The 19,954-nt window shown below is 49.1% G+C and carries 21 protein-coding genes; 9 read left to right on the forward strand and 12 right to left on the reverse strand.

Annotated elements, in window-relative coordinates; all coding sequences use genetic code 11:
• Nucleotides 1–77 precede the first annotated feature (77 nt).
• From IC617_RS09055 to uvrB, 3 genes are all read left to right on the forward strand, one after another.
• On the forward strand, nucleotides 78–584 hold the full coding sequence (locus tag IC617_RS09055; RefSeq protein WP_191144683.1) for a TlpA family protein disulfide reductase: 507 nt from the start codon (nucleotides 78–80) through the stop codon (nucleotides 582–584).
• Nucleotides 585–1,144: 560 nt separating this feature from the next.
• Nucleotides 1,145–2,524, forward strand: coding sequence for an MATE family efflux transporter (locus IC617_RS09060; RefSeq protein ID WP_191144684.1), 1,380 nt, complete (start codon nucleotides 1,145–1,147; stop codon nucleotides 2,522–2,524).
• Nucleotides 2,521–4,536, forward strand: a complete 2,016-nt coding sequence (gene uvrB / locus IC617_RS09065) for an excinuclease ABC subunit UvrB (protein ID WP_191144685.1) — start codon at nucleotides 2,521–2,523, stop codon at nucleotides 4,534–4,536. The genes IC617_RS09060 and uvrB overlap by 4 nt, the downstream gene beginning before the upstream one ends.
• Nucleotides 4,537–4,598: 62 nt before the next feature.
• Here the strand turns inward: uvrB and IC617_RS09070 are convergent, their stop codons facing one another.
• From IC617_RS09070 to IC617_RS09080, 3 genes are read right to left on the reverse strand one after another with little or no spacing between them, the layout of a single operon-like run.
• Entirely contained in the window at nucleotides 4,599–5,129 is a 531-nt protein-coding gene (locus IC617_RS09070) for an SRPBCC family protein (RefSeq protein ID WP_191144686.1), read from the reverse strand.
• Between the two features lie 58 nt (nucleotides 5,130–5,187).
• Nucleotides 5,188–6,306: a DUF3080 family protein gene (locus IC617_RS09075; protein WP_191144687.1), complete on the reverse strand. Its 1,119-nt coding sequence runs from the start codon at nucleotides 6,304–6,306 to the stop codon at nucleotides 5,188–5,190.
• A complete protein-coding gene (locus tag IC617_RS09080; protein WP_191144688.1) occupies nucleotides 6,291–7,673 on the reverse strand; it encodes an MATE family efflux transporter in 1,383 nt (460 codons plus the stop codon). The genes IC617_RS09075 and IC617_RS09080 overlap by 16 nt, the downstream gene beginning before the upstream one ends.
• Nucleotides 7,674–7,759: 86 nt before the next feature.
• Between IC617_RS09080 and IC617_RS09085 the strand changes: the two genes are divergently transcribed.
• Nucleotides 7,760–8,377 (forward strand): riboflavin synthase subunit alpha, encoded by a 618-nt coding sequence (locus tag IC617_RS09085; RefSeq protein ID WP_191144689.1) that lies wholly within the window; start codon nucleotides 7,760–7,762, stop codon nucleotides 8,375–8,377.
• Here IC617_RS09085 and IC617_RS09090 read toward each other — a convergent pair.
• From IC617_RS09090 to IC617_RS09125, 8 genes are all read right to left on the reverse strand, one after another.
• Entirely contained in the window at nucleotides 8,371–8,571 is a 201-nt protein-coding gene (locus IC617_RS09090; protein ID WP_191144690.1) for a zinc ribbon domain-containing protein, read from the reverse strand. The genes IC617_RS09085 and IC617_RS09090 overlap by 7 nt on opposite strands.
• 47 nt (nucleotides 8,572–8,618) lie before the next feature.
• Nucleotides 8,619–9,353: a pteridine reductase gene (locus IC617_RS09095; protein ID WP_191144691.1), complete on the reverse strand. Its 735-nt coding sequence runs from the start codon at nucleotides 9,351–9,353 to the stop codon at nucleotides 8,619–8,621.
• A complete protein-coding gene (gene hxpB, locus IC617_RS09100) occupies nucleotides 9,353–10,012 on the reverse strand; it encodes a hexitol phosphatase HxpB (protein WP_191144692.1) in 660 nt (219 codons plus the stop codon). Before hxpB ends, IC617_RS09095 begins: the two co-directional genes overlap by 1 nt.
• 71 nt (nucleotides 10,013–10,083) lie before the next feature.
• Nucleotides 10,084–10,395: a pyrimidine/purine nucleoside phosphorylase gene (ppnP, locus tag IC617_RS09105; RefSeq protein WP_191144693.1), complete on the reverse strand. Its 312-nt coding sequence runs from the start codon at nucleotides 10,393–10,395 to the stop codon at nucleotides 10,084–10,086.
• A 109-nt stretch (nucleotides 10,396–10,504) separates the two neighbouring features.
• Entirely contained in the window at nucleotides 10,505–11,995 is a 1,491-nt protein-coding gene (locus tag IC617_RS09110; protein ID WP_191144694.1) for a sensor histidine kinase, read from the reverse strand.
• The gene (locus IC617_RS09115; protein WP_191144695.1) at nucleotides 11,985–12,686 is read right to left on the reverse strand and encodes a response regulator transcription factor; all 702 of its coding nucleotides are present in this window, start codon (nucleotides 12,684–12,686) and stop codon (nucleotides 11,985–11,987) included. The genes IC617_RS09110 and IC617_RS09115 overlap by 11 nt, the downstream gene beginning before the upstream one ends.
• A gap of 78 nt (nucleotides 12,687–12,764) precedes the next feature.
• Nucleotides 12,765–13,472 carry a spondin domain-containing protein gene (locus tag IC617_RS09120; RefSeq protein WP_191144696.1) on the reverse strand — a complete coding sequence of 236 codons (708 nt, stop codon included), beginning with the start codon at nucleotides 13,470–13,472 and terminating at the stop codon, nucleotides 12,765–12,767.
• 12 nt (nucleotides 13,473–13,484) lie between these two features.
• Nucleotides 13,485–14,186, reverse strand: coding sequence for a spondin domain-containing protein (locus IC617_RS09125; RefSeq protein WP_191144697.1), 702 nt, complete (start codon nucleotides 14,184–14,186; stop codon nucleotides 13,485–13,487).
• Nucleotides 14,187–14,397: 211 nt separating this feature from the next.
• On the opposite strand from IC617_RS09125, the gene pyrC reads away from it, so the two are divergent.
• Together pyrC and IC617_RS09135 are read left to right on the forward strand one after the other, a co-directional pair.
• On the forward strand, nucleotides 14,398–15,435 hold the full coding sequence (pyrC, locus tag IC617_RS09130; RefSeq protein WP_191144698.1) for a dihydroorotase: 1,038 nt from the start codon (nucleotides 14,398–14,400) through the stop codon (nucleotides 15,433–15,435).
• 246 nt (nucleotides 15,436–15,681) lie between these two features.
• The gene (locus IC617_RS09135; RefSeq protein WP_224745899.1) at nucleotides 15,682–16,815 is read left to right on the forward strand and encodes an endo-1,4-beta-xylanase; all 1,134 of its coding nucleotides are present in this window, start codon (nucleotides 15,682–15,684) and stop codon (nucleotides 16,813–16,815) included.
• A 182-nt stretch (nucleotides 16,816–16,997) separates the two neighbouring features.
• Here the strand turns inward: IC617_RS09135 and IC617_RS09140 are convergent, their stop codons facing one another.
• Entirely contained in the window at nucleotides 16,998–17,381 is a 384-nt protein-coding gene (locus IC617_RS09140; protein WP_191144699.1) for a hypothetical protein, read from the reverse strand.
• A 347-nt stretch (nucleotides 17,382–17,728) separates the two neighbouring features.
• On the opposite strand from IC617_RS09140, the gene IC617_RS09145 reads away from it, so the two are divergent.
• The 3 genes from IC617_RS09145 to moaB are packed head-to-tail and all read left to right on the forward strand — an operon-like array spanning nucleotide 17,729 to nucleotide 19,953.
• On the forward strand, nucleotides 17,729–18,829 hold the full coding sequence (locus IC617_RS09145; RefSeq protein ID WP_191144700.1) for a DUF481 domain-containing protein: 1,101 nt from the start codon (nucleotides 17,729–17,731) through the stop codon (nucleotides 18,827–18,829).
• 36 nt (nucleotides 18,830–18,865) lie between these two features.
• Nucleotides 18,866–19,414 (forward strand): molybdenum cofactor guanylyltransferase, encoded by a 549-nt coding sequence (mobA, locus tag IC617_RS09150; protein ID WP_191144701.1) that lies wholly within the window; start codon nucleotides 18,866–18,868, stop codon nucleotides 19,412–19,414.
• Nucleotides 19,415–19,431: 17 nt separating this feature from the next.
• Complete coding sequence (gene moaB, locus IC617_RS09155) at nucleotides 19,432–19,953, forward strand: molybdenum cofactor biosynthesis protein B (protein ID WP_191144702.1); 522 nt, start codon at nucleotides 19,432–19,434, stop codon at nucleotides 19,951–19,953.
• The last annotated feature ends 1 nt before the right edge of the window (nucleotide 19,954 follow it).

Consider the following 19,954-nt stretch of genomic DNA (forward strand, 5'->3'; position numbering starts at 1 on the left):
CCGGTCTGTTGTTTGGCTAGTTTCTGTTGATCTAGGCAGGTATCTTGATTTAGTCACCGTAATACAAAAGGGCAGACATGAAAAAACTGATTGAAACCTTGGGGTCTATTGCCATCGTTCTGGTGATCTTCATTGCTATTCAATGGTATCGCGAGCAACCAATGCTAGCCTTGGGGCACCAATTATCGGCGTCTGGCCCGTTGCCGTTGCTTACCGATGAGGGCGTGACGTTGGCACGATCACCGTTTCATGCCAATGAGCGACAAAAGCTACTTTATTTTTTTGCCCCGTGGTGCGGCGTCTGCCGTATATCAATGCCTGCAGTGGATGCCTTGGCCGAGGCCCATCCTGATGTTGATATTGTTGCCATTGCATTGTCCTATCAGGATGATGCCGAGGTACGACAATTTATCAGCGAATTAGGGTTGTCTTTGCCAGTTTACTTGGGTAATCAGAACATCCAGTCGCAATTTCAAATAACGGTTTATCCGTCCTATTACCTAGTTTCTGAGCAATTACGAATTATTGAACGCGGCGTTGGATATAGCACCCAAATGGGGCTTTCTTTAATGCTCGATGAGTAACCCTGTTGCGGCACTCTTTTCGTCACAAGATGGTGCGCAGAACGTTAAGTTCTTTATTTGACGTTGATATTTCAGTTATCCACCAAGTTTGTGGATAACTATGTGAATTGTCATGAAGAGTTAAGCTCAATGCCGCATGTTTTCGTGTCAATATGTTTTTTTAAATAGTAATAAATAATTTTATAAAGCCAATTAAAACAGTCGCTTATGATGATTCAAGATTGTCTTTTTGAAATCTTGCGCAAAAAATGAACAGCTTTTGGTTTGACAAATATAGCCTGTGCATTCTTTTGGGGCTAATGGCCTAACAGAATGAAAAAGTGATAGTTTCTTGATTAAATTTGACTCCTTTCGGCACGAACGGCTTGCAGCCCTTATTATTAGCGGATGCAGTACTTTTTGCGCTGCATTCTGGTTGTGCAATCGGTAACGATGAGAGCACTCCTTACGATTCGTTTTGGCGACTCAATCAGACAAATTTAATTACGATTAATGGTTGGTGGTTAGTGTTGTTTTTCATAGAATGCTAAGCCCAAAAAAGTTGGACCCGCTCACAAAATATGTCGACCTCTTCATCTGCCAATGATCTACTTCGCGGTGACTTGACCGTTACCCTCAAGAAAATGACCGTTCCGGTTATCATTGGCATGATCACCATGATGACATTTAACTTGGTCGATACCTTCTTTATTGGCTTGCTCGGCACCCAGCCGTTAGCAGCAGTTAGTTTTACCTTCCCAGTAACGTTTGCTGTGATCAGCTTGTCGATTGGACTATCCATTGGCACCTCAGCGGTTATTGCCAAGATCATAGGGCAAGGCGATCAGCAGCAAGCACGCACGTATGCGACCGCAGCGCTTTACTTGTCGGCGATTCTAGTCGCGGCGATCGCCTTGGCGTTCTATCTATTTAGTCAACCAATCTTTTTTGCCATGGGAGCGACAGCAAGCTCTTATGAATTGTTGATGCAATACATGACCGTATGGTTGTGGGGTTGTGTCTTGCTGATCTTGCCAATGATTTGCAACGCAATTTTCCGAGCCAACGGTGAAACTAAATTGCCAAGCTATGGCATGGCCGGCGCGGGCTTAATGAACGCTATTTTAGATCCCATCCTAATTTTTGGTTTAGGACCAATCCCAGCTCTAGGGATCCAAGGCGCGGCGCTGGCGAGCGTGATCTCTTGGTCCTGTGCTTGTTTAGTCATTTTTTACGTGCTGGGCGTTCGCCAGCAACGCATTTATTTCTGGCCCCACGATATGGCTGCAACAGTAGCGGCAAGCCGGCAAATATTGACCATTGGTTTACCTGCCGCGGGCGCTAATATGCTCACGCCAGTGGCTATGGCAGTGATGACGGCCATTGCCGCTAGTTACGGAGAACCTGTGGTTGCGGCGCTAGGCGTTGGTAGCCGCATTGAATCCATCGCCAGTATTGTCGTGTTAGCGCTGTCGATGACACTGCCGCCGGTGATCAGCCAGAACTTTGGCGCTCGGCAAATTCAACGCGCTCATCAAGCTTATCGGATTGCTGCCAAGTTTGTCATTGGCTGGCAGCTATTGGTCGCGGTGGTATTGGCGGTCGTTGCGGTTTGGTTAGCGCAAGTATTTTCCGATGATCCTCAGGTCCAACAGGTGTTGCGCTGGTATGTGGTGATCATGCCGCTGGGTTACGGTCTGCAGGGTATCGTCATTCTCGCCAATTCTTCTTTTAACGCGCTCCACAAACCAAACAATGCTCTTATGTTGAGCGTGGTTCGGTTTTTCGTTTGTTATCTACCCTTGGCTTATATCGGTGGCATGCTGATCGGCGTAAACGGCCTGTTCATTGGCAGTGTGGTCGGCAATGTCGTTACCGCAGTGATCGCTTGGCGCTGGATCAATGGTACCTTTAGCCATTTTGAGCAACAGTCCGCTGCAATTGTTGAGGCAAAACCATGAGCAAAACCTTTGAATTAGTCTCGAAGTACCAGCCTGCAGGCGATCAGCCTGAGGCAATTGCGGCATTGGTTGATGGTCTCGATTCTGGATTAGCATGCCAAACCTTGCTCGGGGTGACCGGCTCCGGTAAGACGTTTACCATGGCCAATGTCATTGCCAACACCAACCGGCCCGCGATTATTCTGGCGCATAATAAAACGTTGGCCGCGCAGTTGTATGGTGAGATGAAAGAGTTCTTTCCCAACAATGCGGTCGAGTATTTTGTGTCGTATTACGACTATTACCAACCGGAAGCTTATGTGCCATCGACCGATACTTTTATCGACAAAGATGCATCGATTAATGAGCACATTGAGCAAATGCGGTTATCGGCGACTAAGGCATTACTTGAGCGGCCAGATGTTATTCTAGTGGCGTCAGTGTCAGCTATTTACGGCCTTGGCGATCCCGATGCCTATTTGAAGATGATGCTGCACCTAAGACGGGGCGATATTATCGATCAGCGCGCTATTTTGCGCCGTCTCGCCGAATTGCAATACACTCGCAACGACATTGACTTCCAACGCGGTTGTTATCGTGTCCGTGGTGAAGTTATCGATATATTCCCAGCGGAATCCGACACCTATGCTATTCGGGTGGAGTTGTTCGACGATGAAATCGAGCGACTGAGCGAGTTTGATCCCCTGACCGGTGCAGTTGAGCGTGATTTAGCACGTTTTACGGTGTACCCCAAAACCCATTACGTGACGCCTCGAGAACGTATTTTACAAGCCATTGAAGACATCAAAATTGAGCTGAAATCGCGCAAGGAAGAGCTGCTGTCTGCCAGCAAATTAGTTGAAGAGCAGCGTCTTAGTCAGCGCACCCAATATGATATTGAGATGATGCAAGAGCTCGGTTACTGCTCTGGCATCGAGAACTACTCGCGCTATCTCTCGGGGCGGGCACCAGGCGAGCCGCCACCAACGCTGATGGATTATCTGCCGGATAATGCCTTGCTGATCATTGATGAATCCCATGTCACCGTCTCTCAAGTTGGTGCCATGTACAAAGGTGACCGAGCCCGTAAAGAAAACTTGGTGACGTACGGCTTCCGACTGCCATCGGCACTTGATAATCGACCGCTTAAATTTGAAGAGTTTGAAAGTATCTCGCCGCAGACCATTTATGTGTCAGCAACGCCGGGTCAATACGAGCTCGATAAATCCGAAGGCGAAGTGGTGGAGCAGGTCGTACGGCCAACAGGGTTGGTCGATCCGGAAATCGAAATCCGACCGGTTGCCACTCAGGTAGACGATTTGATGTCAGAAGTGCAACTGCGGATTGATCGCCAAGAACGGGTTTTGGTGACCACCTTGACCAAGCGGATGGCCGAAGACCTTAGCGAATACCTAACCGAACATGGCTACCGCGTGCGCTATTTACACTCGGATATCGATGCTGTTGAACGGATGGAAATTATTCGTGATTTGCGTCTCGGTGAGTTTGATGTCTTGGTTGGGATTAACCTGCTACGGGAAGGTTTGGACATGCCAGAAGTGTCATTGGTTGCCATTCTCGATGCCGATAAAGAGGGCTTTTTACGCTCCACTCGTTCACTCATTCAGACCATTGGCCGGGCAGCCCGTAACTTGAACGGCAAGGCGATTCTATATGCCGATAGAGTCACCGCGGCGATGAAACAAGCGATTGACGAAACTGAGCGCCGTCGGGCTAAACAAATAGCCCACAACGAAGCCAATGGCATTGTTCCGCAGGCACTGCAAAAGAGTGTCACCGATATTATGGATATCGGCCAGCCTTATCAAAAATCGAAGCATAAGAAATTGGCGAGAGCCGCTGAGCCGGGTGCTGATTACAATGCACTGATGAGCCCAGAGGCAATCATGGCGGAGATCACTAAGCTCGAAGGGCAGATGTTTGAACACGCCAAAGCGTTGGAGTTTGAGAAAGCAGCGGCAGTGCGAGATCAAATTCAACAGCTACAGCAAAAGATGATTGCCAGCTCTTAATGCATTGACGTGAAATCAAGTATGCTGCCGCGATTGTTGCAGCAGCGTCTTGTTTTTCTTGCTCAGTGGATGGTGCCGGTTTCAACCAAAGATTTAAGTTTGTACAAACCCAAATCAAATGATGGTCCCACCATCCCGTCCATAAACAGCGCGAGGTAAGGGCCAAAAATCGGCGTCGTTACTTCACCTTCCATGGTCCAAATTACTTTGATTTGGCCCGCATCAAGCGGCTCATAAGCAATCGCACCTTGCGCCTTATCGGCTTTCTGATTGAACCAGATGTCATAGCTAACACCCTGTTGTTCATTCACTTGGGTAAACAGTAGCTCGCCATCACCACTTTCACCTTGCCAGCTCTGGAATGCGCCAGGGCCCGAGGTAATGTTCCCTAAGGTGACTTTGATGGTCGGGTCGGCTTCAATCCATGGCGACCACTCTTGCCACTGCTCTAAATCCTGAACGTAAGCATGTAAGGTTGTTTGATCGGCATCGACGATGGTGAAGCGCTCAATGCGATAGTTATTCGGCAAAAAAAGGCCAGTCACCATGATAATGACCCACAAGCCAATCAGACTCTTTAAAACAAGTTTCACGCGAATTTCCTTTGCGTTGGATAGTTAGCCGCATGCTAACTAAATCCGCTGGTGACAATCAACGGGAATTCAATTGTTGCGCCGATTGAATGCCACAGTTGGCGAATAGCCGTTGCCAATGTTGGCTGTGACTGCGCACTGTTTCGGTAAATTGCAGATGTTGATTCACTTGGCCAAAGCGCTGCTGATAAATCGGCGGTGTGCTAGATATTAGTTGCCTGATCAACGGTATCAGGCGATCACCTGCGCGCTTGATGTCGCTGAGTAACGGCTGCACTTTTGCTAAGTAGTATTGGCCGAAGAATGATTTGGTCCGATCGCTGAGCCGCTTGTGCTGTTGTGCATGACATAGTGATTCATTGGCCGCTAGCAGGGCACTAGCGGCATTTAGGCTGGCAATTGCTTGATGTTGACTGGTGAGTACCTGCGGCACTAATTCGGAATGGAATAACACCGCTAAGTGCTGCTCCAATAGCGTCGCTGACCATGTTGGCGTCAGAGCCTTGTTAGCGCTGTCGTGCTCCTTGCCAAGCTGGCCAATGACGGCGGACGCTTGCAGTAAGTACCGGAGGGCTTGCTCAATCGCCGCCAACTCACTGGTTAGGCGCTGCTGATCAAGAGGAATGCCGGTGTGTGAAGGGGTGATTAATTTACTCAACGCTGGCTCGGACAGCCACATGTGCTGCCACAATAGCACCACTTGCTGGCGCTTGTGTGCCAGTAACTCATCAATTAATGCGATGGTTTCTTGCTCGTTAGCCTGCTTGCGACAATGCGCCAGCGCCAACAGCATATCGACTTCATAACTGAGCCGAATGGACGGTGATTGCACACGCCCAAGATTGCTATTACGTTTTGCCAATCGATCATTCAAATCGCAGGATTTCAACTGCCACCACTGGCGAACAGAAAGCTGATAAGCCTGCATTGCTGACGCTGTTTCGCGGCTCGAAAGGGCAATGAGGTTGCGCTCAGGCTCGTCATAAGCCGATGAATCATTGTTACCATCGACGCCCGTTTCAATGGCAACAACCCGTGCTAACCGCTGCGGGTAATTTTGTAGTAAATAACTGCTATCAGATGCCCTAAGCATACTGATGACAATCCACCACGCTGCGCCAATCAAAGCCAGCAGCGCTGTGATTTTGCTGAGTACTTTGTTCAGCCCAGCTGCCATGAGGGATCAGCAAACAGTTTGCGACGACAATAACCGAGCCGCAGCGATAACAAGATTGCGGCAGTGGTTAGGCCAACGCAAAAGCCTATCCAGAAGCCAAAGGGCCCCATCGCCGGTACCACAAAATCAGTCATTGCCAAAATAACTCCAACCACTAAACCACAACACCAATACGCAAAGAGGGTGATGTACAAAATGCCTTTTGAGTCCTTAAAGGCCCGCAATGCACTGACACCAATCACTTGTATGGTATCGGATAATTGATAAACCGACGCTAAGATAAGCAGTTGGCTGGCCAGCTCAATCACTGCCGCATCGTTGGTGTACACATCGGCAATCACATGACGAAGTAGCAGGGTAAACGAAGCGGTGCAGGCAACCATCGCCAGACCAAGACTCAGCCCTGTTTTGTACGAAAAGAAGCAACCCGTTGGATCGCGTTGGCCTAAGCGATAGCCCATGCGAATCGATATCGCCATGCCCAATGACATCGGCAACATGAAAATTATCGAACTGAAGTTCAGTGCCACTTGATGGCCGGCGACAATCGTTGCGCCTAACGGCGCTAGCAACACCGCGACAATGGCAAACAAGGTAACTTCAAAGAAAAATGCCAAGGCCATCGGAAAACCAATTTTGAATAGCGTCAAAATGGCTGACCAATTGGGGCCTTGAATAGCCGACAACAAGTGATACGGGCGATAGAAATGATGGTAGCGTACGCACAGCAACATACCGCCAAACATCAGCCATTGGACAATCGCCGTGGCAACACCACAGCCAGCACCGCCCATGGCCGGCGCGCCCCAAGCGCCATAAATAAAGGCGTAATTCAGGGGAATATTGAGCAATAATCCTAGCACGCCAATCCACATGCTCGGTTTCGTGAATGACAGACCTTCGGAAGTGTTGCGTAACACCAGATAGCCGGCAAAACCAGGCGCGCCCCAAATAACCGCATCCAAATAGCCGTAGACCAGCCGCTCCAAATCAGCTTCAACCGTCATTTGCGCCAATATGGCAGGAGCGAGTTGCACCAGTAACATGGCGCCAAGGGCGCAAATCAGCGCCAGCCAGCCGGATTGCCACATATCGTCTGGCACTTTGTCAGCCTGCTGCGCGCCCAAATGACGCGAGATGATTGGCGGCAGCGCCATTAATACGCCCATCACCAATAGAATGGCCGGAAACCAAATGCTATTGGCAATAGCAACTGCGGCAAGATCAGTTGCGCTGACTTGGCCTGCCATCATGGCATCAATAAAGCCCATCAAGGTGGCGGCGACTTGCGCCGCAACAATGGGAGCGGCCAGTCGCACCAAGTGACTGACTTCGGCGCGCCGAGAATAGATTTTGCTCGATTGCATACTGCGTTGAATCCAAACGAAACGGACCTGCGGGAAGGTCAGGTGAATATGGTAAGCTTGCGCCAAGTTTATCAGATGGGGCGGTTATGTTTACGGGAATTGTGCAAACAAAAGGAACGGTGATCCGTGCTGATGTCGTCGCGCAAGTGATGCAACTTGAAATTGAATGGCCGCAAGCAGCGATGCTTGAAGGTTTAGTTGCTGGGGCAAGTATTGCCATCAACGGCGTCTGTTTAACCGTGGTGTCGTATCACCAGCGAACGGTCCGATTTGATGTCATTGATGAAACGCTGCGACTGACAAACTTAGCGAGCTTGCAAGCTGGTGATCCGGTGAACCTAGAGCGAGCGGCAAAATTTGGCGATGAAATTGGTGGTCACTTGCTGTCAGGTCATATTCATTGTCAAGCCGAGTTACTTGAGCGAAATGAGGTAGAGGGCAATTTAGCCTTACAACTGCAAGTACCAGAGAGTCACAGCAAATACATTTTAAGCAAAGGCTATATCGCCGTGGATGGCATTAGTTTGACCATCGGTGAACAGGTTGAGCAAGGCCGATTCAGTCTCCATTTAATTCCCGAAACCCGTGCCATTACTACGATTGGCGATAAACCAATCGGCAGTTTGTTGAATATTGAAGTCGACAGCCAGACCCACGCCGTGGTGGATACGGTTGAGCGGGTAATGGCGCAACACACTCAATAATACTGCTCGTCGTCGGCATCAATGTTGACGCGTGTTTTCTGCTGAAGTTCATCATAGATCAGCCGAACACGATAACTTGAACAGCAATTCGGACAGTCATCGTAATAGTCTTGATCACCACGCGAGTGGTCTAGCTCAATATCAAACGAGTAGCCGCAGGTTGGGCAACTGATATGGCGTTTGGTCAGTTCCATTTTGGTCAGTGCCGTATCGCACTCCAGCAGTCACTAATAACTACAACTTAGACCAAACTGGCACCGCCATCCACTGCCACAATCTGACCGGTGATGTATCGGGCCGAAGCAAGAAAGAATACCGCATCAGCAACGTCCTTGGGACAACCGTGTTGTTGGAGCGGCAGTTGTGCGAGCCGATTCTGTTGCTCAGCAGGGGACATTTGTTCAGGCCATAAAATAGCGCCAGGCGATACCCCATTAACGCGAATATTCGGGGCCAGCTCCAGCGCTAAACTTTTGGTTAAACTCTTTAATGCCGCCTTTGCCATGCAGTAAGTGGCATGATCACGATAGGGCTTGTCAGCGTGAATATCGACGAGGTTGATAATGACGCCATTACTTTCGCTTAGCAATGGCGTCAGCTGTTGACTTAGCAGCAATGGAGCTTGGGCGTTGATCGCCATAAGATCGTTGAAATGATCGGCGCTGCAATCGCCAAATTGGGTCGGATAAAAGTTCGAGGCGTTGTTAATCAGCACATCCAAACGACCGAACTGTTGCGCGATATGGTCCGCTATGCGCTGGTAGGTGGCCGTCGATGATAAATCACCAGCGACCAAACTAGCACTATCTGGCCGTTGTTCATTGAACCGCTGTACTAAATTCGCTGCGGCCGCCTCTGACTGGTGGTAATGGACGATGACATGATACTGAGCTTGATGAAACTGCTCAGCAATTGCTTTGCCTATCCGTTTGGCTGCGCCGGTGATGACAACGACGGGTTGTTTTGTATCCACCATTAAACGGCAAAACCCAACTGGTTAAGCTGCGCTGCATCGACTTGCGTCAGGCTCGCTAATTTGATGTCGGCGATGCCGTAGCCAGCTTTGTCGAAACTTTCTGGCGGAGGCACCGCAATGGCTTTCATCCGTGCCGCTTTAGCTGCGGTCAGGCCGGTGACAGAATCTTCAATAGCCAAACAGTCCAACGGATCAACACCTAAGGCAGCAGCGCAATCTAAATAGACTTGTGGGTGAGGTTTGCCATACGGTAGTTTTTCCGCGCTGTTAATGGCATCAAACTGGCCGTCAATGGCAAGTCGCTGAATCACGTTGTCCGCCATGCTCAATGGCGAACTTGTGGCGAGGCCAACAGCAATTCCCTGTGCTTTTATGCGCTCTAACAAGGGCAAGAAGCCGGGCAGAGCTTGGCCTTGGTCGCGAACCAGTTGATTGACACGATCCAGCATTTCGTTCACCAGCACCTGCTTGGGGGTTGCGCACGGGTAGTGCTTGAACCAATGTTCGACCACCAGATCGATACGTAAGCCCATGGTTTGCAGCGCCATATCAGTGGTGACGGGCACCCCGTAGCGATTAAACACCTCAACTTCTGCTTGCTGCCAAAACGGCTCGGAATCGATGATGACACCATCCATGTCAAATATGATTGCTTTCATCTTCGTACTCTAATGGTGGGAGTAAGTCGAGGCCTGCTTATCGCAAGCCTCAGACGATTTGGCCATAACGGTTACAGGTACGAACAACAGTAATCGGTTAATGTTTCAACCTGAATATCAAATGATGAATTCGCAGGTACGTTAAACGACTCGCCAGCGGCCACGGTTTGCCATGAGTCTGCGCCAGGTAACTTAACCTGCACTGAACCCGCAAGAATTTCCATCAGCTCAGCAGCTTCAGTACCAAAGGTGTACTCACCTGGAGCCATTAGACCCAAAGTCTTTTTACTGCCGTCGGCAAATAACACGGTACGACTGGATACTTTACCGTCGAAATAGATATTGGCTTTTTTGATGATAGAGACGTTATCAAATTGGCTCACAAATAAGCTCCTTGCAAATTCAGGGTGAGGTTAGTTTTTGTTTGATTGGTATTGCTGAGTATTTCAGCAACACGGCAGTGCTTATACCCTGATTAGCCGGAAAATGCCATTAGCTGGCCGAAGCTAGCAGTGAAAAACGAAATTGTGAGCCGACGTGTTGTTCTGAGCTGACCTCAATACTAGCTTGGTGAAGTTGCAGGATCCGCTTGGTGATGGCCAGACCCAAACCACTATGGATGCGCTTACCATTCGCACTATTGCTCGCCCTAAAGTGCGGCTCAAAAATATGGGCTAATTCGCTCTTAGGGATGCCGCAGCCGGTATCAATCACTGCCACTTCAAGCTTATCGCCATTGGCGCTTAACTCGACTGATATGGTATCGCCACTGCTGCAATGGCGGATCGCATTATCAATCAAATTGGTGAACACCCGTTCTAAGCGTTGAATGTCGGCGGTCACCATTAGTGATGGATCTTGCGGCGAAACGCTAATCGTCACTTGTTTCTCAAGCGCCTGCAAATGTAACTTTTGAATGACATCCTGTATCAGCTCGGCAATGGCTACCGGCTCTAAATTCAATGTCACGTTGTCGCCGTCAAGGTGGGCTAGTTCAAAAAGCTGCTCGACTAACTGACTGGTTTTGCGGGCGTTGTCCAAGGCTATTTGAATCAATTGCTGGCTTTGCTCATCGGTTAATTGCTCGCGTTTAAGCTGCCAAGTTTCGAGATAGCCCTGTAACGCCGCCAGCGGCGTGCGCAAATCGTGCGATACATAAGACACCATCTCTCGCCGCAATTGATCGGTACTTTGTACTTTACGATATTGCCGGTCAAGCGTTGCCGCCATGGTATTAAACGCCGCGCCTAGTTTTTGGATTTCATCATTAGAATCTTGTTGCCATTTATTGACTGCCGTCATGCCACGCTCAAAGCCATGCTGTTGCAGTGACATCATGTCATTGGCTAACCGTCGTAGTGGGCGAGTGAGTAGGGCAAATATCACTAAGACTAAAAGCAAACTAAAGGTTAACGTCAGTGCAATTCCCCACACGCCGAGCGTCATGATTTGGCTATTGCGGATAACATCGGCAATGTTGTCGTAAATTTCGCCGCCAATAATAATGTAGAGGTAACCTTTGAGCTCGTCGCCCTCATAAATTGGCGCTGCTGAGAAGATTTTTTGCTTGAGCGGATTACGTGGATCATCACCAAGGATCGGCATCGGTGCCTGCTGTTTGATAAATTGATCGACTTGGCTGAGGTTAATGAACTCACGCTTTACTTTGCCCGGCTCAGCCGAATAGGTCAGCACCTTGCCGGTTGGATCGATAATGTAAAATTCGAATCGCGGCCCGAGGATCATCATGGTATGAAAAGCCTGCTTGATCGCTTTTTGGTTTAAATCACCATGAACAAATAACTCGCTGTCGTGCACCAGATGCTCGGCCAACTGAGCGTGCAGCTTTTGTTCCACTTCTTGTTGATAGCGGCCTGACACATTGTGGGCCAGCAATAACAACAGCGCGCCGATGACGACAAAGCAGATCAGTACAGCAATCGCAAGCTTACTGTAAAAGGAAGATAGAAATTTACTCATCATTGAATTTGTAGCCCACGCCCCACACCGTGATCACGTACTCCGGTGCCGACGGATTGGCCTCAAGTTTGGTCCTAAGGCGGTTAATGTGTGAGTTCACTGTGTGTTCATAACCTGAGTGTTTGTAACCCCAGATTTGGTCGAGCAACTGGGTTCGGCTAAATACCATCCCTGGGCTGCTGGCCATGTGGTACAACAAATCAAACTCGGTTGAGGTCAATTCAATGACCTTGCCGTCACAACAGACAATGCGTTTGGCACTATCAATCGTTAACTTGCCAAAGGTTAATTTGGCTGTTGCCGGTGTTTGTTGCGCTGCCTGATTCATTGCCATTCGTCGTAACATGGCTTTGACGCGGGCCTGCAACTCGCGAACGCTAAATGGTTTGGTGAGATAATCATCGGCGCCCATTTCTAAACCAACCACACGGTCCGCTTCGGAGTCGCGAGCGGTCACCATCAAGATTGGCGTGGCATTTTGCTGCGCGCGTAAATCGCGACAGATTTCCAAGCCATCCTTTTCTGGCAACATCAAATCCAGAACTATTAAATCGTATGCGTCTTGCTGAGTGCGGCGCCAGCCGCTAGAGCCATCCGAACAACTATCAACCTGATGATTCAAGTCTTGCAGATTCATGCTAATCAGTTGATTGATGTCGTGATCATCTTCTATTACCAAAATTCGAGCGTTCATCGCCGCTGCTCCCTGTTGCTATGGTCGCTAAGCAGACGATGGTGCCATGCGCATCATGTCGCATGGCACAGTGCGGCATCAGTTCATTCGGGTGACCGTGACTTTGCCAACCATGGAATCGAAGCGATGCCATGGCGCCAATGCCGACATAGAATCATCTGCTTGAGTAACCAGACCGGAGTGTCGGCTGATTTTATTCATGACATCGTCACGAATTGCAGAAAAACCTTCACCACCGCCGGCAGGTCCGGGGATAGATTCGGCCGTTTCGCTATTGAATTCAGTGCCTGCATCATAGGTATTGAGGTACCAACTCATACTTTCATTGGCAGCTAAGCCACTCAGGTCGACCGCGTTAATCCCTGCAAAGGCATCGTTGGTATTGACCAGCATGGTGGTGGCGGAAAGTCGCATCAGGCTCATGTCTTCGGTGCTAATCATCACCATTTCGCTGCTGCCGGGCATAATAATGCCAGTACCAGCGGTGGCGGGTAATCCCGATACCGCGCTGAGTAACATACTGTTGTCGCCACTTTCGGCCATCAGCTCAATGCCATCAGATGCCGGTTCGCCGATTTGCCACAACATTTGGTCGCTGCCGTGTAACACCACTGCCAACGGCGAAAAGGGTTGCCCTGCGGTTAGATTTTCCACCGTGATTTGATACTCATACACAGTGGTCATGCCTGCACCCTGACTGGTGCTCGAGTTATTGCTACTACCACCGCAGGCCGTTAGCGCCAGCGCTGAGGCAACAGCAAGGCTACTGAATAGATAAGTTTTCATCGTCGCCTCCGATTATTTAACGGTCACGGTTAATTTCGCAACTGGGTTCAGCCAGCGATGGATACGACTATCGAGGTCACTGATACCACCCTCTGGATCGCTGTCGCCGACGTTACCTGGGTGGATATGAATCATGCTGTTCACTTCTTCTGCGATCACACCGGTTGCGCCCATGCCACCATTCCCCGCAGGATTGGCTGGGATCCCAGGCGCGCCTGGCATGCCGCCGCCATTGACGATTTCATCATTGGCCTCAGTCCCTGCATCGTAGCCATTTAAATACACCGTGTAGGTGCCAGCTTGTTCGGGAATAGTCCAACTATTAAGGCCAACAAAACCGTCATTGGTCGGTAGTAACATCGCGACAACGGTCAGCGTGCTGTTGTCGCCAGTATCCCAGTCGCTCACCATGGTGTAGCTCGCTGGCGCTAGTAAGCCTTCGGCTGGGTTAGCGCGTGAACTAGCGCCAATCGAATCAGCAATTGCCACCAAGCCAGAAATGTCACCGCCTTCGGCCATTGCCTGCAATTCAGGGCTGGCCATTTGACCGGCTTGGAACAGGCTGTATTCGGGGCTATGGGCAGTGGCGAGGATTGGTGTGAAGTAAATGCCTTGGGTGAGGTTGGTGATTTTAACGTCGATAACTTGGGCAGATGCCAGCAAAGGGGTAGCGGACATCATCAGCGCAGCGATTGTTGAGGTTGATTTCAACATGGTGTTTTCCTTTCATTCATTGTTGCCGTTTGGGTTAGCTTTAAAGCTATAAAAGGAAAATCCCGACCGAATCACATGTTTATCACATTAGTATCACGAACTATTACTTTTTCATCGCGTGGTCGGCAAAGCTGCCAATGCGATCGGTTTGATATAAACTATCGGCCATCAAACACTTCCATGTTTTTCTTGATAACAGGAACTTCGATACGTGACTCAAACTCTGACCATCCGCCAACCTGATGATTGGCACATCCACCTGCGTGACAACGCGATTATGCAAACAGCGGTTCCGGCCACCGCCGCCGTGTTTGGCCGTGCCATTGCCATGCCTAACCTGCAACCGCCTGTGGTGTCAGCACAGGACGCAGTTAGTTACTATCAGCGCATCAAGTCATGCGTTCCTGCCGGTAATGCCTTTGAACCCTTAATGACGCTGTACTTAACCGACAACACCACCCCAGAAATGATTGTCGAGGCAAAACAAACCGGCGTGGTCAAAGCGTGTAAGTTGTATCCTGCGAATGCCACAACTAATTCAGCCCATGGCGTGACCGATTTAGGTCGCCTGCAAGAAACCTTTGCGGCCATGGAAGAGCAGGGCATTTTGCTGTTAGTACACGGCGAGGTGACCGAATCTCATATTGATGTGTTCGATCGCGAGAAAGAGTTTATTGATCGCCACATGAGCAAAATTGTTGCTGAAAATCCAAATCTGAAAATTGTCTTCGAGCACATTACAACAGCCGATGCTGCTGAGTTTGTTGCAGCAACGTCGGCCAATGTTGCTGCAACCATCACGCCACAGCATTTAATGTACAACCGCAACGATTTATTAGTTGGTGGTGTTAAACCGCACAATTACTGCTTGCCTGTGTTAAAACGCAACACTCACCAGCAAGCACTGCAGAAGGCAGTAGCAACGGGCTCAGAGAAGTTCTTTTTGGGCACCGATTCTGCACCTCATCTCAAGCATGCAAAAGAAAGTAGCTGTGGTTGTGCCGGTTGCTACAGTGCTCCAGCCGCACTTGAGTTGTATGCCCACATTTTTGATGACATCGGCTGTTTAGATAAGCTCGAAGGTTTTGCCAGCCTGCACGGCCCTAAATTCTATGGTTTGCCGGTGAACGAGAAAACCGTGACGCTGATCCGTGAGCCTTGGCAAATGCCAGAGTCGGTCAAAGTTGGTGCCGATGACATGGTTCCATTTTTCGCCGGTCAAACTCTTAACTGGCAGGTCAAACGCTAGGTCCTAGTGCAGCGGGTCGCTCGATCCGCTGCCGTTCTATCCGTTCGCTTTAGCTCATCCAAACTCTCCGCCGTTGCCATTGACTTGCGTTAGTTCACATATTTTTTTAACAGTCTTACTACCTATAAATTTTATATAGTCATTATGACTACAACTTGATAGGTTAATGACTCATCGTTATCTAAAGCCACCCACATCGTTCACATAATTAGATAACGCGCATATTGTTTAGGGAGACTCGTGCGTATGAAACTTGCTGCAACCAGCGCAATCAGTGTTGTTATGGCCCTGTCGGGCTGTTCCGAATCGATTCAACCGAGCGTCAATCCAGTCGGCCTCAAAGATGCTTATCAACAGCACTTTATGATCGGTGGCGCCTTGAATAAGCCCCAGGCCTTGGGCGAGGAGCCTGCTGCAATTGATGTCGTGATCAAACATTTCAACACCATTACCGCAGAAAACGAAATGAAGTGGGAGTCGCTACAACCAGAAGAAGGAAAGTTTACCTTCGACGTAGCCGATAAGATGATTGCCTTGGCCGAAGCGAATGACATCTTTGTGGTAGGCCATACCATGCTTTGGCATCAGCAAACCCCCGATTGGGTATTTACCGACGATGCTGGTCAACTTGCGTCTAGGCAGGTTGTCATGCAACGTTTAGAAACCCATATGAAAACAATTGGCGAGCACTTTGGCACACGCGTGCAAGGGTGGGATGTGGCCAATGAAGTATTTAATGATGACGGAACTTGGCGCGATTCAAAGTGGTATCAGACGCTTGGCGAGGACTATGTTGCAGAGACGTTTAAATTAGCGGATCAAGTTGCTCCTCACGCTGAGCTTTACTACAACGATTACAACTTGTTTAAGCCCGCCAAGCGCCAAGCTGTAGTCAACATGGTCAAAGATCTGCAGCGCCGCGGCATTCGCATTGATGGTGTCGGCATCCAAGGACACTATGGCTTGGGTTATCCTGATTTAAACGAGCTCGAAGAATCAATCAAAGCGTTTGCAGCGCTGGGCGTGCAAGTCATGTTCACTGAATTGGATATTTCAGTATTACCTTTTCCTGAAGAACAGGAGCAGGGCGCAGATGTCAGCATCGACTTGGCTTTGCAGGAAAAATTAAATCCATTTTTCGATGGTATGCCCGACGCAGAGCTCAAGCAGCTCAATGATTATTACATCGAGCTATTTGCCATGTTCTTACGCCACAAAGAATCAATTAGTCGAATTACCTTCTGGGGCGTTAACGATGGTCAATCATGGCGTAACTATTGGCCAATGCAGGGCCGCACCGATTACCCCTTGCTGTTTGATCGCAACAACCAACCCAAAGCTGCCGTTGCACAGTTAATTGAGATGGCCAAACAGCACTGATTGCCGCTACATATTTAACGAAGCCCGCTGATGCGGGCTTTTTTGTGCGTGCGAAAAGCGGCAGGAAACCCAGAGTAGAAGAGAAAACGTTTTCACAATCTCAGTTAACTGCCCCAGAAAACGTTTTCATGTGGTGGGAAAATAAAACCCTTAACCAGCGCTAAGGGTTTTAAACAAGGTAATTAGTGAGTGATCAGCGCCAGCTCTGGATGAACATCATGCGATATGCAGCGCTCAAATAAGGACGGTGAGGCGTCATCGCGTTCAACAATTTCGATGCCCATGTAAGCACCATCGAGCGTTACTTGTTGATGCTTGACGATGCATTTAAGTGTCAAAACTGACTCGTTCTTAAACTTAAAAATTAATTCAATACAACCAGATAGGGGAATTCTGCTGGCAACGCCAAGACCAGTTCGAGAAACATTAATAACGTCAACCGAGCTGACATTAGTGAACCAGTTCCAATTGTTTGGCATGGGGAGGCGGGCTTGAACAATTCCTTGTGCTAACGAAACTCTCGGGCAACCACGAGATTCCGAATCCAAAACTCCTAAAGACTCCATGAGTAAGCTCCATGTCTTAGAGTGTGCTAATGCGCAATGCAACTGCGTGCGTCATTGTTCGTCAACGAATCGGGTATTTAACTGACTACCAAAGACGCCTTGAGACCTTTGATAAGTTAGCAGAATCTCGTGAGATTGCTCACGTTTTTTCCATTAATTATTCTTATTGATCGACTAACTAATTGAATTGGTGCGTTAAGTTGTCTGTTTTGAGCTTGAGGTGAGTCATTTTGCTGTAATACTCATCATTCATTTTTTACTCGGTAAAATAACTTGTTTCATATACTGTTTACTATTCCCATGGTCATTGCATCAGATTGATTTTTAGCAAATTAACGGCGTACTGAATGAGGTTATCGAAACACACAGTCACTACCGCATACTGGCAAGCCCTAGTCGTAGTTGGCTACATCACATTGTCGGCTGCATCCAGCGCCAACAATTGGACGCCACCGCCGCCCAAAAGCGTCAACTCAACCTGGGTTCAGTTAGTTTCCGGCGAATGGGTCAAAGGCGATGTTATTTCCATGTATCAAGATCGCCTGCATTTCGACAGCGATAAGCTGGGCGTGCTGAGTATCAAATGGGGCGATATTGTCACCATCCACGCCAGCGGTGAATTTGGCATCTTCACTGAGACTGACGGCAAGGTCATTGGCCAACTTGATCGCATCGGCGATAAAGTGGTGATCGCCAGTTCGGACAGCCAACGAATTTATGACGCTTTCGATGTGGTATCGATAGCGCCGCGTGAAGAGCGCGCATTTTCGCAGTGGTCCGCCAAAGTATCCTTGGGTTATTCAGTAAGACAGGGCAATAACGACGAGAGCGAATTTAATGCAAGCGCCGATATAAAACGCCAGACCGCCAATACCCGAGCAACGATTGATTATCTCGGCTACATGTCGGTCAAAGACGATTCGCAAACGGCCAATAACCACCGTTTAAAAGGTGTTTATGACCGTTTTGTCAGCCGAAAATTCTTTTGGCGAACATTCCAAGGTGAACTGTTCATCGATAAATTCCAGAACATTGAGCGCAGAACAACCGTCGGTAGCGGCTTTGGTTATCGGCTGATTGAGAATGACACCACCGACTGGGACATTTCGACCACACTTGGCTATCAAATCACGCGTTTTGATTCGGTCGAAGTGGGCCAACAAGATGATGAGCGTACGCCCGCGCTGACCGCTTCAACTGTCTATGACACCGAATTAACCCACTGGATCGACTGGAAAACCAGCATGCAGTTGATGATTGTCAACGAGGTGTCTGGTCGCTACACCCACCATCTGGTCTCGACTATTTCCACAGAAATTACCAAGTACATTGATTTCGATGTTTCCGTGGTCTGGGATCGAACTGACAACCCCCGCGCTGACGCCGATGGCGTGATCCCCGAAAAAGATGATTATCGAATGGTGGTTGGCATTGGCATCGATTACTAATAATCTGGGCCAAATTATTTTGCTGGTGAGATCATAGTGCAACTCCCACTTCGCGGTTTGCTACTCAATGGCGGTAAGTCATCTCGTATGGGTACAGCCAAAGGCGCGCTTAAAATAGGTGAGCTGACGCTGGTTCAGTACATGACACAACAATTGGCCGCAGCCGGTGTTAGCGACATTGTCATCAGTGGTGATGAGGTGCCCGATCAGTTTGCCGACCAAGGGCCGCTCGGCGGCATCGAAGCGGTATTAACTGCACATCCAGGTGCTCGTTGGTTAGTGGTACCGATTGATATGCCACAACTGGACGTAGCAACACTCAGGCAATTGATTGATCAGGGTGAAATGGCACATACTTGTGTTCATTTTGCGGCTTCTGTACTACCACTGTACATTGCCTCAGGCGATGACTGTTTGGCGAGCGTTAGGGCTTGTCTGCGCAGTGATAACCACAAACACTGGTCCATTCGCAACTGGCTTGCCAGTCAACAATGCTGCCGCGTCGCAGCGCCAAATGAATCGGTGTTGGATAACATTAATACGCCACAGCAGTGGCACAGTTTTCTAGCCAACAACAACTTATAAAAACACAAGGAATAGTCATGGCACATCTTGCTAGTGATACGCTTACCCCACTTCATATTGCGGTATTAACGGTTTCCGATACTCGCGACGAATCAACAGACACCTCAGGTAACTATTTGGTCGAGCAGGCCAAAGCCAGTGGCCATGAGGTTGTTGCCAAAGCCATCTGCATCGATGACAAATACCAGCTTCGCGCGCAATTATCGCAATGGATCGCAGACCCTAACATTCAGGTCGTGCTGTCAACCGGTGGTACTGGTTTTACCGCCCGCGATACCACGCCAGAGGCATTTGAGCCGCTGTTCGATCGTCAAATCGAAGGCTTTGGTGAGCTGTTCCGCCATATCTCGTTTGGCGAAATCGGTACTTCGACTGTGCAATCTCGCGCCTTTGCTGGTTTCGCTAACGGCACCGCGATTTTCTGTATGCCGGGCTCAACCAACGCGTGCAAAACCGCTTGGACCGGTATTTTGCAAGAGCAGCTTGATAGCCGTCATCGCCCTTGTAACTTCGCGCCTCACGTCGCTCCGGTTAAATAAT

The organism is Neiella litorisoli, from assembly GCF_014773395.1.
Taxonomy (GTDB): Bacteria; Pseudomonadota; Gammaproteobacteria; order Enterobacterales; family Neiellaceae; genus Neiella; species Neiella litorisoli.

What these genes read in the sequence shown, in the direction of transcription:
- IC617_RS09085 (WP_191144689.1), top strand. Translation starts at nt 7,760, where the DNA reads ATGTTTACGGGAATTGTGCAAACAAAAGGAACGGTGATCCGTGCTGAT.
- IC617_RS09095 (WP_191144691.1), bottom strand. Translation starts at nt 9,353, where the DNA reads ATGGTGGATACAAAACAACCCGTCGTTGTCATCACCGGCGCAGCCAAA.
- IC617_RS09055 (WP_191144683.1), top strand. Translation starts at nt 78, where the DNA reads ATGAAAAAACTGATTGAAACCTTGGGGTCTATTGCCATCGTTCTGGTG.
- IC617_RS09125 (WP_191144697.1), bottom strand. Translation starts at nt 14,186, where the DNA reads ATGTTGAAATCAACCTCAACAATCGCTGCGCTGATGATGTCCGCTACC.
- IC617_RS09060 (WP_191144684.1), top strand. Translation starts at nt 1,145, where the DNA reads ATGTCGACCTCTTCATCTGCCAATGATCTACTTCGCGGTGACTTGACC.
- IC617_RS09135 (WP_224745899.1), top strand. Translation starts at nt 15,682, where the DNA reads ATGAAACTTGCTGCAACCAGCGCAATCAGTGTTGTTATGGCCCTGTCG.
- hxpB (WP_191144692.1), bottom strand. Translation starts at nt 10,012, where the DNA reads ATGAAAGCAATCATATTTGACATGGATGGTGTCATCATCGATTCCGAG.
- IC617_RS09090 (WP_191144690.1), bottom strand. Translation starts at nt 8,571, where the DNA reads ATGGAACTGACCAAACGCCATATCAGTTGCCCAACCTGCGGCTACTCG.
- moaB (WP_191144702.1), top strand. Translation starts at nt 19,432, where the DNA reads ATGGCACATCTTGCTAGTGATACGCTTACCCCACTTCATATTGCGGTA.
- IC617_RS09080 (WP_191144688.1), bottom strand. Translation starts at nt 7,673, where the DNA reads ATGCAATCGAGCAAAATCTATTCTCGGCGCGCCGAAGTCAGTCACTTG.
- uvrB (WP_191144685.1), top strand. Translation starts at nt 2,521, where the DNA reads ATGAGCAAAACCTTTGAATTAGTCTCGAAGTACCAGCCTGCAGGCGAT.
- IC617_RS09110 (WP_191144694.1), bottom strand. Translation starts at nt 11,995, where the DNA reads ATGATGAGTAAATTTCTATCTTCCTTTTACAGTAAGCTTGCGATTGCT.
- IC617_RS09075 (WP_191144687.1), bottom strand. Translation starts at nt 6,306, where the DNA reads ATGGCAGCTGGGCTGAACAAAGTACTCAGCAAAATCACAGCGCTGCTG.
- IC617_RS09120 (WP_191144696.1), bottom strand. Translation starts at nt 13,472, where the DNA reads ATGAAAACTTATCTATTCAGTAGCCTTGCTGTTGCCTCAGCGCTGGCG.
- IC617_RS09140 (WP_191144699.1), bottom strand. Translation starts at nt 17,381, where the DNA reads ATGGAGTCTTTAGGAGTTTTGGATTCGGAATCTCGTGGTTGCCCGAGA.
- IC617_RS09115 (WP_191144695.1), bottom strand. Translation starts at nt 12,686, where the DNA reads ATGAACGCTCGAATTTTGGTAATAGAAGATGATCACGACATCAATCAA.
- IC617_RS09145 (WP_191144700.1), top strand. Translation starts at nt 17,729, where the DNA reads ATGAGGTTATCGAAACACACAGTCACTACCGCATACTGGCAAGCCCTA.